We start from the raw sequence: 18,751 nt of genomic DNA, 5'->3' as shown, positions 1-18,751 counted from the left end.
GCCTGAAAGGGCATGGAAATCGGGGTATTCATTCCGATCGGCAGCAACGGCTGGCTGATCTCCACGACCTCGCCGCAATACAAGCCGAGCTTCGAGCTCAACCGGCAGGTGACGCTGAACGCTGAGCGCTATGGGCTCGACTTCGTCCTGTCGATGATCAAGCTGCGCGGGTTCGGCGGCAAGAGCGAGTTCTGGGATCACAACCTGGAATCGTTCACCCTGATGGCGGGCCTCGCCGCTGTCACCTCGCGCATCAAGCTGTTCGCGACCGTTCCGACCCTCGTCGTTCCCCCGGCGATCGCCGCGCGCATGTGCGCCACCATCGACTCGATCTCGAATGGCCGTTTCGGCCTCAATGTGATCACCGGGTGGCAGCGGCCAGAATATTCGCAAATGGGATTGTGGCCGGGAGATCAGTATTTCGGCCGGCGCTACGACTATGCAGCCGAATACGTCCAGGTCCTGCGGGACCTGTGGACGACAGGGGTCTCGAACTTCAAGGGTGAGTTCTTCACCATGAACGACTGCCGGCTCAGCCCGAGGCCGCAGGCCGACATGAAGGTGATCTGTGCCGGTACCAGCGACGCCGGGATGGCCTTCACCGCCAAGCATGCCGATTACAATTTCTGCTTCGGCAAGGGCATCAACACGCCGACGGCCTGTTCGGATACGGTCGGACGGATGCAAGCCGCGGCCGAGAAGACAGGCCGGCCGGTTGCCGCTTACGCGCTGTTCATGGTGATCACGGGCGAGACCGACGAGGAGGCGCGGGCCAAGTACGAGCGATACAAGGACGGCGCCGATCTGGAGGCTCTGGCCTGGATGGTCGAGCAGGCCACGGCTGACAAGTCCTCCGGCGGCGACAGCAACGTCCGCCATGCCATCGATCCGAGCTCCATGGTGAACCTCAATATCGGCCTGCTGGTCGGATCACATGCCACCGTTGCCAGCCTGCTCGACGAGGTCGCGACCGTTCCTGGTCTTGCCGGCGTGCTGCTGACGTTCGATGAGTTCGTAAGCGGCACGGAAACATTCGGCGAGCGCATCCAGCCGTTGATGGCCTGCCGCCAGCATATCCCAGCCCCTGCGAGTGCCGCCGCATGAGCACCCCTGTAAGCTATTTTCCGGTCGACGATCCGGCCGCGCGTTATCTTCCCGCAACGCCAGAACCACTGATGATCCGCCCCGCCGAGACAGCGCTGATCGTCGTCGACATGCAGAATGCCTACGCGTCGCCCGGCGGCTATCTCGACATTGCCGGCTTCGACATTTCGGGCGCGGCGCCGGCGATCGAGAAGATCCAGGATGCCACGGCCGCAGCGCGGGCCGCGGGCATGCCGGTGATCTTCTTCCAGAACGGCTGGGATCGCGACTACGTCGAGGCGGGCGGGCCCGGATCGCCCAACTGGCACAAGTCGAATGCGCTCAAGACGATGCGCAAGCGCCCCGAGCTGCAAGGCAAGCTGCTGGCCAAGGGCGGGTGGGACTATGAGCTGGTGCAGGCGCTGCCACCTCAGCCGGGTGACATCATCGTCGAGAAGCCGCGTTACAGCGCCTTTTTCAACACCAACCTCGACAGCCTTCTGCGGGCGCGGGGCATCCGCTCTCTGGTCTTCACCGGCATCGCCACCAATGTCTGTGTCGAGTCGACGCTGCGTGACGGCTTCTTCCTGGAGTATTTCGGTGTCGTGCTGCACGACGCGACCCATCATGCCGGGCCGGACTTCATCCAGAAAGCATCCCTCTACAATATCGAGAAGTTCTTCGGCTGGGTGTCTTCCGTGGCCGAATTCCGGACGGCGCTGACCGCCAATGCCAACCCACTCGCCCGGCCGCAAGGAGGCTCCTGATGCCGATGGTTCCCGTTATTCCAGCCGGTACCGGCAAGACATTGGCGCCCTATTCGCCTGGGGCGATGGCGGATGGGGTGGTCTATGTGGCGGGGACCTTGGCGCTCGACAAGGAAGCAAACGTCGTTCACGTCGGCGATGCGGGCAAACAGACGGAGTTCGTGCTGGAGCAGATCAAGTCGGTGATCGAGACGGCCGGCGGCACGATGGCCGATGTCACCTTCAATTCGATCTTCATCACCGACTGGGCCAACTACGCCGCCGTCAACGCCGTTTATGCCAAGTACTTTCCGGGCGACAAGCCGGCGCGGTTCTGCATCCAATGCGGGCTGGTGAAGAAGGAGGCGTTGGTGGAGATTGCGACCATCGCCCATGTCGGCAAGCAAGGCTGACGCCGCCATGACCTTCGACGTCCACGAGAGCGATCGGCCGTGGGCGGAGACCGTTCTTCTGTCGTCCGGCCTTGGCGGCGCCGCGGGTTATTGGGCACCCCAACTCGCCGCGCTGAAGCGCCGCTACCGCGTGATCACCTATGATCAGACCGGAACCGGACGCGCCCGCTCGACGGAGCTGTCCGTCGGCCACAGCATCTCGGACATGGCCGACAAGGTGATCGAGATACTCGACGCCACCGATACCGAATCATGCCACTTCGTCGGCCATGCGCTGGGCGGGCTGATCGGCCTCGATCTCGCGGCGCGGATGCCCGACCGTCTGCAGTCCCTGTCGGTCGTCAACGGATGGGCCGTCGCCGATGCCCACACGCGCCGGTGCTTCGAGATCCGCCTGGCCCTGCTGAAGCAGGCCGGCATCGAAGCCTATGTGCGGGCGCAGCCGATCTTCCTCTATCCGGCAGCATGGCTGGCGGCGAACGAGGCGCGGATGGTGCAGGAAGATGCCCATGCGCTGGCGGGCTTCCAGGGCGTCAACAACCTGATCCGCCGTATCGAGGCGCTGCTGCGCTTCGATGCCAGTGCCTATTTGCCGGATCTGAAACTTCCTGTGCTGCTGGTCGCGGCGAAGGACGACGTTCTCGTGCCCTATACCCAGTCCGAGCGGCTATCTCAGGCGCTCGACGGCGGCGTGCTGCGCATCGGCGCCTGGGGCGGTCACGCGATGAACGTGACCGATCCGGAACGGTTCAATGCGGTGCTGCTCGACTTCCTGGCGGCTCACGCCGGCGGCGGCACCATCGTGCCCTTCGGCAGGTTGGCGCAGTGATCGTAGATCTCCGACGGGCGAGTGAACCATACCTTGTCCTTCTGCGGATGGTTCACGATGTGCTGTAGCGCTTCCCGCAGCAGGCGCAGCCGGTAGGGCTGGCCGACGATCATCGTGTGCAGAGCGATGCCGCAGACCAGCGGTTGCTTCGCTGACTGGCGCAGCAGTTCCTCGAACTGGCCGATGATGAAGTCCCGGAACTCTTCCGGCGAATGGTGGCGCACTAGGATCTGCGGACTGTCGTTGATCTCGATCGGATACGGCACGCTCATCAGCGGACCCGAGCGCGTCTTCATCCACAGCGGCTGATCGTCCGCCGGCCAATCCATCAGGAAGTCGAAGCCGACTTCCTTCAGAAGGTCGGGCGTGTGATGGGTGGAGGCCATCCAGGGCGCCATCCAGCCGCGCGGCCGCTTGCCGGACGCTTTTTCGATGGCATCCCGCACTTCCTCGAGGAATCGCCTCTCGTCAGATTCCCACATATGGCCATGCCGCTCGGCATTGGTGCGGCCGTGGCCGATGAATTCGTCGCCCCGCGCTTTCAGCGCATCGACGATCTGCGGCGCGTAATCGAATACTGTGGTGTTGATGAGATGCGCCGCCGGCAGATTGAGCTCGTCGAACAGTTCCAGGCAGCGCCACACGCCGACACGGTTGCCGTAGTCGCGCCAGGCGAAGGTGCGCGGATCGGGAGGCGGATTGGCAACGGTCAGAAGATGGCCGTCGCCGGCGCCGAAGGCGAAATGCTCGATGTTGAGGCCGAGATAGACGGCGAGGCGCTTGCCGCCGGGCCAGGAGTAATCCGGCCGCTCGACGATCGGCGAGTAACTGTAGCGATTGTGATAAGGCAGGCGCAGCATGTCGTTTCTCTCTCTTGACCTCTGATCAATAGCCGGCGCTGCGGTCGACCACTTGGCGCAGCGGCTCGTTTCGCAGGAAGCGTCCCAGATTGTCGACGAACAGGCGCGCGACGATCTGGTCGCGCTGCGGATGCGGGCCGCCGATATGCGGCAGGACGATGATGCCGTCCGTCTTCCAGAAGGCATGGTCTGCTGGAAGTGGCTCCTGACGGAAGACATCGAGCACGGCGCCGGCGATCGTCCTGCCCTTGACCGCGGCGATGAGGTCTTCGTCCTTGATCAGATGGCCGCGCCCGAAATTCAACAGCCAGGCGGTGGGCTTCATCAGGCCGAGCCGTTCGGCATTGATGAAGTTGTCGGTCTCGGGTGTCGCCGGTAGCAGCAGCAACAGGAAATCCGATCGCGCCAGCACTTCCGGTGTGCTCTCGGGGGACAGGACCTCGTCGACATGCGGCATTGCCGTCGGCCGGCGCTTGGTGCCGATGACCCGGATGCCGAAGGACGAGGCGAGCCGCGCCACTTCCTGGCCGATCTCCCCCAGGCCGAGAATGCCGAGTGTCTTGCCGGTCAGCGGCTGCGCCACGGTATGGATCCACTGACCGCGTTTCTGGTTCTCGACCGCCTTGGCGTATGGCTTGGCGACGTAGAGCAGCGCACCCAGGATATTTTCCGGCATCGACTCGCGGTGCGTGCCGCGGGCGCAGGTCAGGGCGAGACCGTCCGGCAGATCGGGCAGGCCGAGCCATCCTTCGACACCGGCCGTCATCGCCTGCGCCCAGCGCAACTTCGGCATGGTGGACAGCAGGCCGGGCGGGACGACGGCTGCCATCAGGACTTCGGTCCTGGTCAGCTGGTCCATACCAGGACGGTCTTTGCGCGGCAGCGTGCTAATATGGACTCGATCCTCCAGGCCAGCGACTTTGATGGCATCCAGATAGGCGGCGGGCGAATCGGTCCAGAGCAGGACCTCGGTAGGGGTGGCCAAGCGGCGGCTCCTGGTCGTTGGCGGGTTCGCGATATCGGCGCGCACGCTAACACAAAAGTCGCGAAGCCTGTCCGGGTCTGCGACCGCATGCCGGCACGGATGCCTGGAACCCGACCGTGCGAGGGACGTTGTGTCCCGAGTTGTTCCAGGAACAGTCCCAATGGCGCCGGACGAAGGCAGGCGTGCGGCTGCGCGCGAAAAAGACGATCGCGATTCATCCAGCCGCCCGGACTGGCACGACCACGACGAAAGAGCCGCGCTCGACGAGGAGCAGAAGCAGGATCACGAGGAGGCGGAGAAGAAGCGCAGCTTCTTCCGTCGGCCTCTCGTTCGTCTTGGTGCGCTCGTGGTCATTGCCGCCGTGGTGGCGGCAGGCGTCTTGTGGTGGCTCAACGCCCGTCACTACGAGGATACCGACGATGCCTTCGTCGACACGCATATCGTGCATCTCTCGCCGCAGATCTCCGGCCGCGTGACCAAGGTCTACGTCAACGACAACGAGCAGGTGCACACCGGCCAGCCATTGGTGGAGATCGATCCGGCCGATGTGCAGGCGAAGCTTGCACAGGTCGAGGCGCAGCAAGAGCAGGCGGAGACGCAGTACCAGCAGGCGCTGGCCACCGAGAAGGGGGCGGCGGCGCAGGCCGAGAATGCCAGCCGCGATCTCGAGCGCTACCGCACCCTGCAGAAGACGACGCCGCAGGCCGTGGCGCAGCAGCAGCTCGATCAGGCCGTGGCGACCGCGACCAACACGGCGGCGCAACTGGCAGCGGCGCGCGCCCAGATCGCGAGTTCCAAGGCGCTGATCGACGTCTACAAGGCGCAGGTCGAGGCGGCGAAGCTCGATCTTTCCTACACGCACATCGTCTCGCCGATCGATGGCCATGTGGCCCAGCGCAGCGTCGCCGTCGGTAATTACATCTCGCCCGGTCAGGAGCTGATGGCGATCGTCCCGCTGCAACTGTGGGTCACCGCCAACTTCAAGGAGACGCAACTGACCTACATGCGGCCGGGACAGGCGGCGACCATCGAGGTCGATGCCTGTCCGGGCGAGGATATCCGCGGCCATGTCGACTCGGTGCAGCGTGGCGCCGGCCAGGCCTTCGGCATCCTGCCGCCCGAAAATGCCACCGGCAATTACGTGAAGGTCGTGCAGCGCGTGCCGGTCAAGATCGTCCTCGACAACCCGCCCAAGGACTGCCTGCTCGGCCCGGGCATGAGCGTCGTACCGACGGTGAAGGTGCGCTGATGGCGCGCCCGGCGGCGGATGCGGGCTGGACGCCGGAGCGCTCGGTCGCCGGCGATCGCAACCCCTGGACCATCATCGCCGTGATCTCGATCGCCACCTTCATGGTGGTGCTCGATACCTCCATCGCCAACGTGGCGCTTGCCCATATCGCCGGCGGGATGGCGGCGAGCTACGACGAGGCGACCTGGGTCATCACCAGCTTCCTGGTCGCCAACGCGATCGTGGTGCCGGTGAGCGGCTGGCTGGCAGACGTGCTGGGCCGCAAGCGCTACTACATGATTTCCGTCGCGCTGTTCACCGCCGCCTCGCTGCTGTGCGGCATGGCGCCCAACCTCGCCTTCCTGGTGATCGCGCGGGTCCTTCAGGGCATCGGCGGCGGCGGGCTGGCGGCGGTCGAGCAATCGATGATGGTCGACACGTTCCCGCCCTCCAAGCGCGGCGCGGCCTTCGCCGCCTACGGCGTCGTCGTCATCGTCGGGCCGATCCTGGGACCGTCCCTGGGTGGCTGGATCACCGACAACTGGTCATGGCGCTGGGTGTTCCTGATCAACCTGCCGTTCGGCCTGCTGTCGCTGGCGCTCGTCAGCGCCTTCGTCGCCGAGCCGCCGGCGCTGGTGAAGGCCCGCGAGGCGCTACTGAAGCGCGGGCTCAACGTCGACTGGCAGGGCTTCGTGCTCGTCGCGTTGTTTCTCGGCTGCCTGGAGGTCACGCTCGACCGGGGGCAGCGTGACGATTGGTTCTCCAGCGGCATGATCACGACCTTCGCCATCACCAGCGCCGTGGCGCTTCTGTGTTTCATCCCCTGGGAGCTCACGCGTGACGAACCCATCGTCCGCATCCAGCTCTACGGCCAGCGCAATTTCATGATCGCCAACGTCTTCATGCTGGTGATGGGCGTCATCATCTTCGGCACGACGCAGTTCATTCCCCAGCTTCTCCAGGAAGTGCTGGGCTACACCGCCACCGATGCCGGCCTGGCTCTGACCCTGGGAGGCGCCGCCACGCTGATGGTGATGCCGCTGAGCGGCTTCCTCACCGGTCGCGTCGATGCGCGCTACCTGATCGGCGCGGCCTTTGCGATCCAGGCGATCGCGCTCTGGAACATGAGCACCCTCGATACGCAGATGTCGTTCGCCAACGCCGCCACGGCGCGGCTGATCCAGTCAGTCGGCCTGCCGTTCCTGTTCATTCCCATCACCAGCGCGGCCTATGTCGGCCTGCGCCCGCGCGAGAACAATCAGGCGTCGGCACTGCTCAACGTGTCGCGCAATCTCGGCGGAACGTTCGGCATCTCACTGGTTCAGACGATGCTGGCGCGGCGCAGCCAGGTGCATCAGTCGCAATATGTCGAGAGCCTCAATCCGCTCAACCCGAACTACGCCTCTGGCATCGATCATATGACGCATGTGCTGATGAACCAGGGGCTCTCCCACGCCCAGGCGGCGAAAGCGGCGATCGCTCAGTTCTATCAGACGCTGGGACAGCAGATGAACATGCTGTCCTACATCGATGTCTTTCACGTGCTGATGCTGGTCGTGCTGGCGGCGACGCCGCTGGTCCTGCTCATGCAGAAGCCGAAGGCGGGCGCGGGTGCTCCCGCGGCTGGTCATTGAGGCGCCCGCTCGCCCTGGCGGCCGCGCTGTCGGTCGCGGGCTGCGCGGTCGGTCCGGACTATCACGAACCGGAGTTGCAGACGGCGTCTTCCTATGAGGGCGTGAGCCTGCGGGCCCAGGATGCGCCGATCAGCGTGCCGCTGCCCACCGAGGCCGATCTTTCGCACTGGTGGACGACGCTGGACGATCAGCAATTGCACGGCCTGATCGATCGCGCGCTCAAGACGAATCTTGATCTCCGGATTGCGGCCTCGCGGGTGCGCGAGGCGCGTCAGCAGGAGATCATTTCCGGCGCCGCCGGCCTGCCGCAGTTCAACCTTTCCGGTGCCGGGGTGAAGCTGCACTCCAATTCCAACATCGCCGCCGGCATCGGCGGCGCCTCTCCCGCCGCGGCCGCTGCCAGTTCGGTGGCGGCAGCGTCCGCTGCTTCTGCGGCAGCCAGCAGCAACACGACGCCGACCTCGACGAACGTCACGCTCTATTCAGCGGGTTTCGATGCAAGTTGGGAGATCGACGTCTTCGGCGGCGTGCGTCGCAGCGTCGAGGCGGCGCGGGCGGGCACCCAGGCGGCGCAGTGGCAGGCGCGGGATGCCCAGGTGACGCTTACGGCCGAGATTGCTGCCGATTACCTCGGCCTGCGCGCGACACAGGCGCGGCTTGCGATCCTGCGCGGCGAGGCCAAGAGCCAGACCGATACGCTGCAGATCATCAGCGCCCGTCGCCAGGCCGGCTTCGTGACCGAGCTCGACGTCAACCAGCAGCAGACCTTGCTGGCCTCGACGACGGCGCAGATCCCGCTGCTGGTGGCGCAGATCCGTGTCATGGAGCACGCCATCGCCATCCTCATGGCCGAGCAGCCGGAGAGCCTGGCGTCCGAGCTCGATCCGGTGAGGCCGCTGCCGCCCGTGCCGCCACAGCTGCCCGTCGGCTTGCCATCCGATCTGCTGCGCCGACGGCCCGATGTACGCGCCGCCGAGCGGCAGCTCGCCGCCGCCACGGCGCAGGAGGGCGTGGCGATCGCCGACCTCTATCCCAAGTTCAACCTGTTGGGCGCCTTGTCCTACTCGGGCAACGCCCTGGGCACCCTGTTCTCAGCCGGCAATTTCGGACAGATCGGCCTGGCATCGATCATGTGGCCGATCTTCAAGGGCGGCCAGATCCGCGCCAACATCAAGGCCAAGCAGGAGGAAGAGCAGCAGGCCTATCTCTCCTACCAGAAGACCATCCTGGGCGCCGTGAAGGACGTCGAGGATGCGCTGGTGCGCTACGTCACCGAGCAGCAACGGCTTCAGTCGCTCGAGAAGGCGGTTGCCTTCGGACGCTCGTCCCTGGCGATCGCGATCCAGCAATACCAAGGCGGCCTCGTGACTTACGTCGATGTGCTGTCGGCGCAGTCGAATTACCTGTCGGCCCAGGACCAGCTGGCGCAAAGCCATCAGGCTTTGGCGACCGATCTCGTCTCGCTCTACAAGGCCCTTGGCGGTGGCTGGACGTGATCGGCCTTGCGAGCGGTGCGCTTGTGCACAGTTGCATCCCGCCTACGAAATTCGCGGCACCGATGGACGACACCGGCGTTGTGCCACTGGCGCTGCCCTGCCATCCCCAATAGCGGCGCCGTCGGCGGTCGCCATGCTGCTCGTTCTCCCCCGCTGTGGCGGCCGCCGACTCCCGGCGGATGGAGTGCAGCGCCCTCGTGCACATGCGCCAACTCGATTGCACAGCCGCTGTCGCATCGGCTCACCTCCTGCAATCACTGCCGCAAACGACGCCCGATTGCTCTTTCTGTCGCGCCCGCTTGAATTGGCGGACTGGCGCAGGCAAGCTGTGGCCCTCTCTATCCACCTTCGCGCCTCAACAGGCGGGACGCTTTCGCACCGAACGGCGTACCCGGCTGTGCGTTCAACCCATTCGTGCATTTGGGGAGTTGGAAGATGTTGGTTGCCCAGCAACAGCCGAAGCCAAAGATCCTCGTTGTCGAGGACAGCTACCTGACCGCCGAGGCCGTTTGCGACATGGTCAAGCGATGCGGGTGCGATGTCGCCGCCGCTGTCGGACGGGTCGAGACCGGGGTCGAGTTCCTGTGCCAGAACGATGTCGATGGCGCGGTCGTGGACATCGATCTCCGCGGCACGACCAGCTTCCCGCTGTGCGACCAGCTCAGGAAGCGGGAGATCCCGTTCCTGTTCCTGACGGGATACGGCCCCAACTACGTTCTTCCACCGGAATTCCAAGACCGGCCGCGGCTCTTCAAGCCGCTGGACGATCGGGAATTCGAGAGCGCCCTGGCCACCCTTACCTCGGGAGGGCAGGACGTGGACCGCGGCAACCTCGTCCTCGGTCGGCTCTCGGCGGCCCATTGGCGTGCCGTCTTACCGCGGCTCGAGCGCGCGACGCTCGATGTCGACCAGGTGCTGGAAACGCCGGGCGCCGAGATTCGCCATGTCTACTTTCCGGTCAGCGGCCTGATTTCTGTCCGGGCGGTATCCACGAACGGCAAGCGGATCGAAGTCGGCCTGGTCGGCCGCGAAGGCGTGACGGGCATCGGTGCTCTGCTGGCTTCCACCGGCTCGGAGGTGGAGGCGGTCGTCCAGCATCGGGGTGAAGCATGGCGGCTTCCGGCCGCCATCGTTCCCGAGTTGCAGGCACTGCCGGAACTGTACAGCGCGCTTCTGGCGGCCGCCTACCGATTTACGGGCCACATGGCCCGCAACAGTCTTGCCATTGGCTATGGCACGATCGAGCAGCGACTGGCGCGGCGCCTGCTGACGGCTTCGATCCGGCTGGGCAGCAAGACCCTGGCGATCACCCATGACAGCCTGTCCCGTATGCTGGCCGTCCGCCGATCGGGCGTGACGGTCGCCCTGCACATGCTTGAGTCGCGCGAAGTCATCCGGGCCCGGCGCAACGTGGTCGAGATCCTCGATTATGGCGCCTTGATGCGCGAGGCGGGCGAGATCTGCTGGGGATCGGAAGATGTACCGGCGGGAGGCGACTGCTAAAGCGCGATGACTTTTGCTTCGGGCGTCGCCCTGACGCTCGTAGCATAGCAGCGCCTGCGTCGGGGCGACGGCTTGATTCCGCGAAAAGTCATCGCGCTGTAGCCGGCGGAGGTCGGGCACCGAAGCTTGCGTCTCCGTCGGGCATTGACGACCGGAATCGGTCGAGAGACGTGCCGGAGCGTATTGTGGCGGCAGAGTGGGAAGTCCTTAGTCGCTCATGCCGCCCGAGAAGCCGTTTTCATTATATTTCCATTTATTTAATGGCGGCGGCCCGTCACGACCCCGGCTGGCCGTGGATTTCGAGGATCGCTTCCAGCAGCTGGGTCCGTTCCACGGGCTTGGGCAGATGCCGCGTGCTCTTGAAATCCGCCGGCACGATAGTGTCGTCGTCGTAGCCCGTCAGAAAGAGGAAAGGGATCGAGGCGGCCCTCAGGGCTGTCGCGATGGGAAAGCAGAATTCCCCGTTCAGGTTTATGTCGAGGATCGCGGCATCGAGCTTCGATTCTCCTTGCAGCAGGTCAAGGGCAAGGCGGACGCGCGGCGCTGGGCCCACGACCTCGCAGCCGTGATCTTCCAGCATGTCGCGCAGATATTCGGCCACCAGGAAGTTGTCCTCGACCACCAGGATCTTCAGCCCCTCGAGTTCCCTCCCCGGTACTGGCATCGCGGCCGACTCCTAGGCATGCTGGACATTCTGCGCGAACGGCAAATCCATCTTCCAACGCAGCCCGTCCGCGGTAGGCTCCATATCGGCCTTGCCGGCGAGCTCGTACTCGATGCTGCGCTTGATGAAAGTCATGCCGAAGCCCGCGCGCGCGTCGGGCGCAATCGGCTTGCTGCCGGACTCCGTCCAGGTCAGCGAAAGGGTCTTGATGGTCGGGCTGCCAGTCACCTGCCAGTCAATATCGACCCGGCCGCCCGACTTCGAAAGCGCGCCATATTTGACCGCGTTCGTGGCCAGCTCGTAGAACACCATACCGAGTGTTGCCGCGGCCGCCGGGGTCATCAGCACGTCTGGGCCGTGGACGTCGACATTGCTGCCTTCGAAGCCGGTCAGCGACCGGGTTGCGGCCTCGATCAGCTCGGCCAGCGGTGCACCACGCCAGTTCGCCCGCGACAGAAGCTCGTGCGTGGCGGCCATGCCGCGCAGCCGGCCCTGGAAGGCCTCCCCGATCGCGGCCATCGGGCCTTCGGTCGGCAGGCTGCGATTGGCGAGCGCGCTCACCGTGGCGATGATGTTCTTCACCCTGTGCTGAAGCTCGTAGAGCAGGATCTGCTGGCGTGCCTCGGCGTTTTTGCGCTCGGAGATGTCGACGATCGCTGCGATCCCTCCGCGCGTCTTGCCGGCGTCATCGAACAGCGGAGTCGAGGTGATCATCACATCGCGGCGTTCTCCATCCGGCCGCAGAAGCTGACCTTCGAAGTTCGCGACTGCGTGACCCGACCGCGTCGAGAGCTGCAGCGGCTGTTCGTCCGGGGGAAGCTCGCGATCTCCCTGGAACAGCCTCACGCCGGCGCTCAGGAGCCGCGGTCCGCTTCCCGCCTCACCCTGGGCGCCGTGGCCCAGGAGCTGCGCTCCATAGCGGTTAACGCGAATCTCGTCGATCTTCTGTCGGTCCTGAAGGATGAGGATGCCAACCGGCACCACATCGAGCAGGATCTCCAGGCTCTGGATGCGGTCTCGCAGGTCGCGGGTGAGTTGATTGATCCGCGCCTCGGCGGCGCTCATCTTGGTGACGTCGACGAAGGTGATCACCACGCCGGCGATGACATTGTCCACCGTGCGGTAGGGCATCATGCGCATGACGTAGCGCGCTCCGTTGTCGGCACCCTCGATCTGCCGCTCGATCGTGCTCAGGGTGCGGAGAACGCGCTCGGCATCGTCCTGCACCGTGTCGGCCTTGAAGCAGGCCCGCACATGCGTGATCGGCCGGCCCATGTCGCTTTCGATCAGTCGGAAGACGTCCTTGGCGGCCGGGGTAAAGCTCTTCACGTTCAGATCGCGATCGAGGAAGAGCGTGGCGATCTGCGTGCTTTCCAGCAGGTTCGCGATGTCGGAGTTTGCCCGACTCAGGTCCTCGACACGGGAATTCAGCTCGGCATTCACCGTCTGAAGCTCCTCGTTGATCGATTGAAGCTCTTCCTTCGAGGTCTCGAGCTCCTCGTTGGCCGATTGGAGCTCCTCGTTCATGGAGGAAAGCTCTTCGTTGCCGGATTTCAGCTCCTCGTTGGTGGATTCGAGTTCTTCCGTCGTTGTCTGCAGCCGCTCCTTGGTGGCCCGCAGCTCCGTCTCCAATTGCCGCAGACCGGCACTCTCGAGATCCTCGTCGTCGACCGCGCCATTGGCTTCTTGGCCGTTCTTGATGCCGCCGATATCCTGAAACACGATCATGTAGAGGGGATCGTGAGCCGGGGCCGTTCGCAGCGGTTGGACGATCAGATCGATGGTCTGGCGCCCGCCATTGGTGCCGACGATCACGTTCTTCTGGACCACGACCTGGCCGGTGCTCGCCGCCTTGTGGACGCCGGCGCGCATGTCTGGCCGCAAGCCCTGGCGCGCCATGCTGAAGACATCGATCTTGGGCGCGCCGGGCGCCAGTTCGAGATATTTCCCGGTCCGGCCGGAGCCGTGCAGGGCATCCCCTTCGGCATTGATGACGACATAGGCCGGCGAGTAACGCTCCAGGAGCTGCCGTTCCGCCAGCGATTGCAGAGAGTCCGGATCCGCGACTATGCGCTGTGCGGCAGGCGTGCGATGTCGCGCTCCCTCCGTCGTCGTGAGAGGAAATTCGGGCAGACGGCGCTCGATCGGGGTGCGGCGACGGAAGATGCGATGCGGCTTGTCGAGCGTGGAGAAAAGCCGCGCGTGCCTGGTGAGGTTTTCGGAGCTGCCGAGGAACAGATAGCCCGACTCGTTCAGCGCATAGTGGAACAGCGGGATCACGCGGTTCTGCAGCTCTGGAGTCAGATAGATCAGCAGATTGCGGCACGAGATCAGGTCGAGTTTCGAAAACGGTGCGTCGTGCAGCAGATTGTGGGCGGAGAACAGGCAGATCTCGCGCAGGTCCGAAGCGATACGATAGGTGCCGTCCTCGCGGACGAAATGCTGCTCCAGCCTCTCGGGCGCCACGTCTCCCGCGATCGCCGCCGGATAGCGTCCGATCCGGGCAGTCTGCAGCGCCTGCTCGTCGATGTCGCTGGCGAAGATCTGCAGCCTGGGACCCGCCTGCCCCTTGGGCAGATGCTCGCGCAGCAGGATGGCGATCGAATAGGCTTCTTCTCCCGTGGAACAACCGGGAACCCAGATCCGGATCGTGTCGTTCGGTCCCTTGCCCTCGAACAGATACGGAATGACCTTCTCTTCCAGTGCGGCGAACGCCTGTGGGTCGCGGAAGAAGTTGGTTACGCCAATGAGAAGATCCTGCAGCAGAAGATCGACCTCCTGCGGATCCTTGCGCAGTCGCTCGATGAAAGTCGCGACCGTATCGATCTGCAGGACCTGCATGCGACGCTGCACCCGACGGGCGACGGTCCTGTCCTTGTAGCCGCTGAAGTCGTGACCGGTGCGCGCGCGCAGGAGCGCCAGGATCTGGGTCAGGGCATCGCGCGCTCCCTGGCCCTCGGCTTGGCTCTTGCGGCGATCCAGGTCACGGAAATAGTCGGCAAGTTTGGCCGGGATCTCGGCGACGGGCAGCACGACATCGACCATCCCTGTCTGCACGGCGCTGCGCATCATGCCGTCATACTCGGCGCCCCGTTGGGCGATCGTCAGTCCGCCATGTTCCTTGATCGCGCGCAGGCCAAGCGTGCCGTCGCTGCCCGAGCCGGAGAGAATGACTGCCGCCGCCCGCTCGCCTCTCGCCTCCGCCAGGGACGTGAAGAAGCCGTCGATCGGGGTTTGCGGACCGCGCGGCCTCGGCAACTCCGCCAGACGAAGCCGATCGTCCTCGATCGCGACCCCGGCATTGGGGGGAAGGACGTAGATGCGATCGGCCTCGATGGCCATGCCGTTCGTGATGACCGCCACGGGAAGGGCGGTGCTGCGCTCGAGCAGCGAGGGCAGGGCGCTCTCGTGATCTGGGTCGAGATGCTGAATGACGACATAAGCCAGCCCGCTTCCCGGCTTGATGGGCGGCAGCAGCATCTCCAGAGCGGTCAAGCCACCGGCGGATGCACCGATACCGACAATCGGCACCACGGGAAGGGGTGCTGCATCGTCGGCCACAGGCGCACCGCCGCTAGCTTCCGATCTCGCCATCTTGTCTTGTATCTCCTGGCTCATCGTCTCGGCTCTCGTCTCTTGGGCCGACAAATCCGGTACGCATCAGGTGCTGAACCAATAACGCATCTTCGTCGTACCCGTCTGCTCGCCGCTCCAGTTCATCGGCGAGATGATGTCTTTCTTCTGCTCGCTCGCTTTCCGCCATCCTTCGCGCGAGAGCTGCACGCTCCTGGTGCGACCGCTGCAGCCGCGTCAGGGTATTCTCGATCTGCTCGCCATAGGCAGCAAGAACGGCCTCGGAATTAAAAGCATGTCCGACATGGCAGCGGAATCGCAGCATGGAGCCGTCCCGGATTTCCCACAACGTGCCCTGGCATTCGGGACAGGTGAAGCGCGACGGTTTGCCAAGGATGTCGTCCACCTTCATGTCGGCCAGCTCCTGGGCGGCAATGGCGGTCTCCAGCTGGATGTCCATGGGCACCTCGACAGGCGGCGGCGCCGGCCTTTGCACCAGCGCGGCCAGTGCCTCCGCCATCTCGGCCATCGGCAGGACAAGATCGAGATCGACGGCGCGCCGGGCGTTGGCTGGCATGGCCGGGACCAGGGCATCATCGGGATCCTGCGCCAGCGCGATGCCGCCGCAGCGCTTGATGGTCCCCAGACCCGCCACCCCGTCGGACAGGGCGCCCGAAAGCAGAATGCCGATTACCCGGGTCGTGCAGCACGCGGCGGCCGATCGGAAGAGGGGATCGATGGCAGGGCGGGACAGGTTCTCGCGCGGACCACGCCGCAACAGCAAGTGGTTGTGGTGCACCAGCAGGTGGACCCCCGGAATGGCGATATAGACTTTACCGTGCTGGAGCATTTCCCCGCTCCTGGCGGCCACGACGGGAAGGGGGCAGATTCGATCCAGTATCTCCGGGAGATAGCTGACCGGTCCGACATGCAGGACGATGAGGATCGAGGCGGGCAGCCCGACCGGCAGCCGTGCCAGCAGGGGCCGCAGTGCCTCCAGGCCACCGGCGGATCCGCCAATGACCACGATATCGTGGGTGCGGGACATTCTGGTGAGATCGTTTGTGGCATGGGGTTGACGGTCGGATATCCGATTGCAACGTTCCATGGCGCCCGAGGTTCAAGCTCGACCGGTCGCGCCGGCCGGGAACTTGGTCAGCTGCCTCGACGGCGCAGCAGTGGACGACCCAGTCTGACAGTGATTGCGTGATCTCGACGGAGGGCCCAGTGCCGATCGACCACGACGATGCGCCTGCCAGCTCGACCGACCTCAATCGATTGCAGTCGCCGCGAGCGACTCTGCGAGGATCCCCCCGCACGCCACGCGAGGCAGCCGAATTCGCGCCCGGTGCGCCCGGCATGCTTCCGACCTGGGCCAGCAGCGCCAAGGACGTGGTCGGCACGGCGCTCGGACCGTCGCGCCTGTGGTTCACGATCGGCTACGGCATCGTCAACGAAGTCTACTATCCGCGCGTGGACCTGCCACAGATCCGCGATCTGGGCTTCATTGTCGGCGACGGGGAGGGCTTCTGGGTCGAGGTGAAGCGACTGGGCACGCATCGGGTGCAGACGCCCGATCCGGGCATTCCAGCCGCCGAGATCGTCCATACGCACGAGCGCTTCCGCATCAGGCAGCGCATCGCCCCGGATCCCAAGCGCGACGTGCTCCTGATCGAACTGACGCTCGAGGGCGACGAGACGCTGTTTCCCTATGCCCTGCTGGCGCCTCATCTGGGAGGAACCGGCCACGGCAATACGGCAACGGTCTATGCCGAGCGCGGACATACGGTGCTCGCGGCCGAGCAGGGACCTTTCGGCCTCGCTCTGGCGGCGGTCGACGAGAACCAGGTCGATGCCTGGGGCATGGCCAGCGCGGGCTATGTTGGTAGCAGCGACGGATGGCAGGACTTCAAGCGCAACGGCTGCATGAGCTGGTCTTATCGCCAGGCCGGACCGGGCAACGTCGCTCTCATGGGTCAACTGCCGCGGCGCGTCACGCTGGCGCTCGCCTTCGGCGGCAGCAAGGAGGCGGCCGCGACGCTGGCGATCTCGGCGCTGGTTCAGGATTTCGCCGCGGTATGGGACGACCATGTCTCGCGGTGGCGGAACTGGCACGCCGGTCTCGACATCGATGGGCGCATTCCCGAAAGCCTGCGCGAGCCGGTGCGCCTGTCGGCCATGGTGTTGCGCACGCACCAGGACAAGACCTTTCCCGGCGCGATGGTGGCCAGCCTTTCGATTCCGTGGGGCAACAGCCGCGACGATATCGGCGGCTATCACCTTGTTTGGCCGCGCGACCTCGTCGAGAGCGCGCTGGCGCTGGTGGCGCTCGGCGCCTTCGACGAGGCGCGTGACGTCTTGCGCTATTTGATCGCGACGCAGCTTCCCGACGGTCGCTGGTATCAGAACCAGTGGCTGGGTGGCTCGCCGTCCTGGACCGGCGTTCAGCTCGACGAGGTGGCTTGGCCCGTCCTGCTGGCATCGGCCCTGGCGGAGCGCGACGCGCTGGGCGACATCAAGGTCGTCGACATGGTGCGGGGCGCGCTGGGATTCCTGATACGGACCGGGCCGTCATCGGACCAGGATCGCTGGGAGGAGATCTCGGGCATCAATGCCTTCACCCTCGCGACCTGCATCTCCGCCCTGGTCGCGGGCGCCGAATTCCTGGACGAGCCGTTGGCCGAGATCGCGCGCGCCGTCGCCGACGACTGGAACGCCAGCATCGAGGATTGGACTGCGGCAACCGGGACACCGCTTGCTGCGCGCTTCGGCGCCGAGTCGTACTATGTCCGCTGTGCGCCTGCGCGCGTGCTCGAAGACCGCGGCGCGCTGGCCGACCGGATCCCCATGAAGAATCGCGGACCCGATGCCGAGATCGTCGCGTTCGATCAGGTCAGTACCGGCTTCCTGCAACTGGTGCGATTCGGGCTGAGGCGGCCCGACCACAAGGTCGTGCTCGACACGCTCAAGGTCGTCGACGGCACGATCAAGGTCGACACGCCGTCCGGCCCGGTCTGGTACCGCTACAATGGCGATGGCTATGGCGAGCGCGAGGGCGGACTTCCCTATCTGGGCGACGGCATCGGGCGGCCGTGGCCGCTGCTGACGGGCGAGCGCGGTCACTACGCGCTGGTGGCGGGTGCCGATCCGCTCCCGTATCTCGAAGCGATGCGGCGGATGGCCGGCCGCGGCGGGCTGTTCCCGGAGCAGGTGTGGGATCGCGAGGCCTTGCCCGCTGCTTTCCTCTATCCGGGAAAGCCGACCGGTGCGGCCATGCCGCTGGTGTGGGCGCATGCGGAGTTCGTCAAGCTGGCCACCGGCTTGGCCGGACGGGTTCCGGTCGACCAGTCGTCGGCCGTGGCGCGGCGCTATGGCGGTAAGCCGGTGGTGCCCCGGCATCGCCATTGGTCGCGGCGCGCCATGATCCGGCGGCTGCCCTCGGGATGCGCCCTGCGCCTCGTGCTGGAGGAGCCGACGGTGGTGCGGTGGACGGTCGATGACTGGCGACAGAGCGGGGAGATCGAAACCCGGGCGATCGGCCTCGGCCTGGAGCTGGCGGAGCTGCCGGCCGACCAGCTGCCGGCCGGGGTGGTGCTGCGATTCACTCTGCGTTCCGGCCGGTCGGGCGCCCAGGACGGGCGGGATTATGCGCTCACCATCGGCTAGCTGGCTGCAGCCTACTTGCCCAATCCGATCAACGGACTATATCCAGCGCCGGCTCAAATCACTCGACGTGG

14 protein-coding genes are annotated in these 18,751 nt (G+C 65.3%); 9 read left to right on the top strand and 5 right to left on the bottom strand.

Going from position 1 to position 18,751, the window contains the following annotated elements:
• Positions 1-12 precede the first annotated feature (12 nt).
• Genes rutA through rutD form a run of 4 tightly spaced genes read left to right on the top strand, consistent with a single transcriptional unit; the run spans position 13 to position 3,071 of the window.
• Entirely contained in the window at positions 13-1,104 is a 1,092-nt protein-coding gene (gene rutA, locus B5D62_RS12430; RefSeq protein WP_085934167.1) for a pyrimidine utilization protein A, read from the top strand.
• A complete protein-coding gene (gene rutB / locus B5D62_RS12425) occupies positions 1,101-1,850 on the top strand; it encodes a pyrimidine utilization protein B (RefSeq protein ID WP_085934166.1) in 750 nt (249 codons plus the stop codon). The genes rutA and rutB overlap by 4 nt, the downstream gene beginning before the upstream one ends.
• On the top strand, positions 1,850-2,242 hold the full coding sequence (gene rutC / locus B5D62_RS12420; protein ID WP_085934165.1) for a pyrimidine utilization protein C: 393 nt from the start codon (positions 1,850-1,852) through the stop codon (positions 2,240-2,242). The genes rutB and rutC overlap by 1 nt, the downstream gene beginning before the upstream one ends.
• Positions 2,243-2,249: 7 nt before the next feature.
• Positions 2,250-3,071, top strand: a complete 822-nt coding sequence (gene rutD, locus B5D62_RS12415) for a pyrimidine utilization protein D (RefSeq protein ID WP_085934749.1) — start codon at positions 2,250-2,252, stop codon at positions 3,069-3,071.
• On the opposite strand, the gene B5D62_RS12410 is transcribed toward rutD, so the two are convergent.
• A complete protein-coding gene (locus B5D62_RS12410; RefSeq protein WP_085934164.1) occupies positions 3,023-3,931 on the bottom strand; it encodes a polysaccharide deacetylase family protein in 909 nt (302 codons plus the stop codon). The genes rutD and B5D62_RS12410 overlap by 49 nt on opposite strands.
• Positions 3,932-3,956: 25 nt before the next feature.
• Positions 3,957-4,916 (bottom strand): D-2-hydroxyacid dehydrogenase, encoded by a 960-nt coding sequence (locus B5D62_RS12405; protein ID WP_085934163.1) that lies wholly within the window; start codon positions 4,914-4,916, stop codon positions 3,957-3,959.
• 160 nt (positions 4,917-5,076) lie between these two features.
• On the opposite strand from B5D62_RS12405, the gene B5D62_RS12400 reads away from it, so the two are divergent.
• From B5D62_RS12400 to B5D62_RS12385, 4 genes are all read left to right on the top strand, one after another.
• Positions 5,077-6,165, top strand: coding sequence for an HlyD family secretion protein (locus B5D62_RS12400; protein WP_085934162.1), 1,089 nt, complete (start codon positions 5,077-5,079; stop codon positions 6,163-6,165).
• The gene (locus B5D62_RS12395; RefSeq protein WP_085934161.1) at positions 6,165-7,778 is read left to right on the top strand and encodes a DHA2 family efflux MFS transporter permease subunit; all 1,614 of its coding nucleotides are present in this window, start codon (positions 6,165-6,167) and stop codon (positions 7,776-7,778) included. The genes B5D62_RS12400 and B5D62_RS12395 overlap by 1 nt, the downstream gene beginning before the upstream one ends.
• A complete protein-coding gene (locus tag B5D62_RS12390) occupies positions 7,775-9,274 on the top strand; it encodes an efflux transporter outer membrane subunit (protein WP_085934160.1) in 1,500 nt (499 codons plus the stop codon). Before B5D62_RS12395 ends, B5D62_RS12390 begins: the two co-directional genes overlap by 4 nt.
• Before the next feature lie 435 nt (positions 9,275-9,709).
• Positions 9,710-10,777, top strand: coding sequence for a helix-turn-helix domain-containing protein (locus B5D62_RS12385; RefSeq protein WP_085934159.1), 1,068 nt, complete (start codon positions 9,710-9,712; stop codon positions 10,775-10,777).
• Between the two features lie 274 nt (positions 10,778-11,051).
• On the opposite strand, the gene B5D62_RS12380 is transcribed toward B5D62_RS12385, so the two are convergent.
• From B5D62_RS12380 to B5D62_RS12370, 3 genes are read right to left on the bottom strand one after another with little or no spacing between them, the layout of a single operon-like run.
• On the bottom strand, positions 11,052-11,441 hold the full coding sequence (locus B5D62_RS12380) for a response regulator (RefSeq protein WP_085934158.1): 390 nt from the start codon (positions 11,439-11,441) through the stop codon (positions 11,052-11,054).
• A gap of 12 nt (positions 11,442-11,453) precedes the next feature.
• Positions 11,454-15,035 carry a CheR family methyltransferase gene (locus tag B5D62_RS12375; RefSeq protein WP_170920907.1) on the bottom strand — a complete coding sequence of 1,194 codons (3,582 nt, stop codon included), beginning with the start codon at positions 15,033-15,035 and terminating at the stop codon, positions 11,454-11,456.
• The gene (locus B5D62_RS12370) at positions 15,016-16,062 is read right to left on the bottom strand and encodes a chemotaxis protein CheB (RefSeq protein WP_170920906.1); all 1,047 of its coding nucleotides are present in this window, start codon (positions 16,060-16,062) and stop codon (positions 15,016-15,018) included. Before B5D62_RS12370 ends, B5D62_RS12375 begins: the two co-directional genes overlap by 20 nt.
• A gap of 179 nt (positions 16,063-16,241) precedes the next feature.
• On the opposite strand from B5D62_RS12370, the gene B5D62_RS12365 reads away from it, so the two are divergent.
• Positions 16,242-18,680: a glycoside hydrolase family 15 protein gene (locus B5D62_RS12365; RefSeq protein WP_218191043.1), complete on the top strand. Its 2,439-nt coding sequence runs from the start codon at positions 16,242-16,244 to the stop codon at positions 18,678-18,680.
• Positions 18,681-18,751 lie beyond the last annotated feature (71 nt).

Origin of the sequence: Enhydrobacter aerosaccus, from assembly GCF_900167455.1 — a bacterium.
Classification (GTDB): domain Bacteria; phylum Pseudomonadota; class Alphaproteobacteria; order Reyranellales; family Reyranellaceae; genus Reyranella; species Reyranella aerosaccus.
Note: the sequence above shows the minus strand (reverse complement) of the source record. Positions and strands in the feature narration are given on the sequence as shown.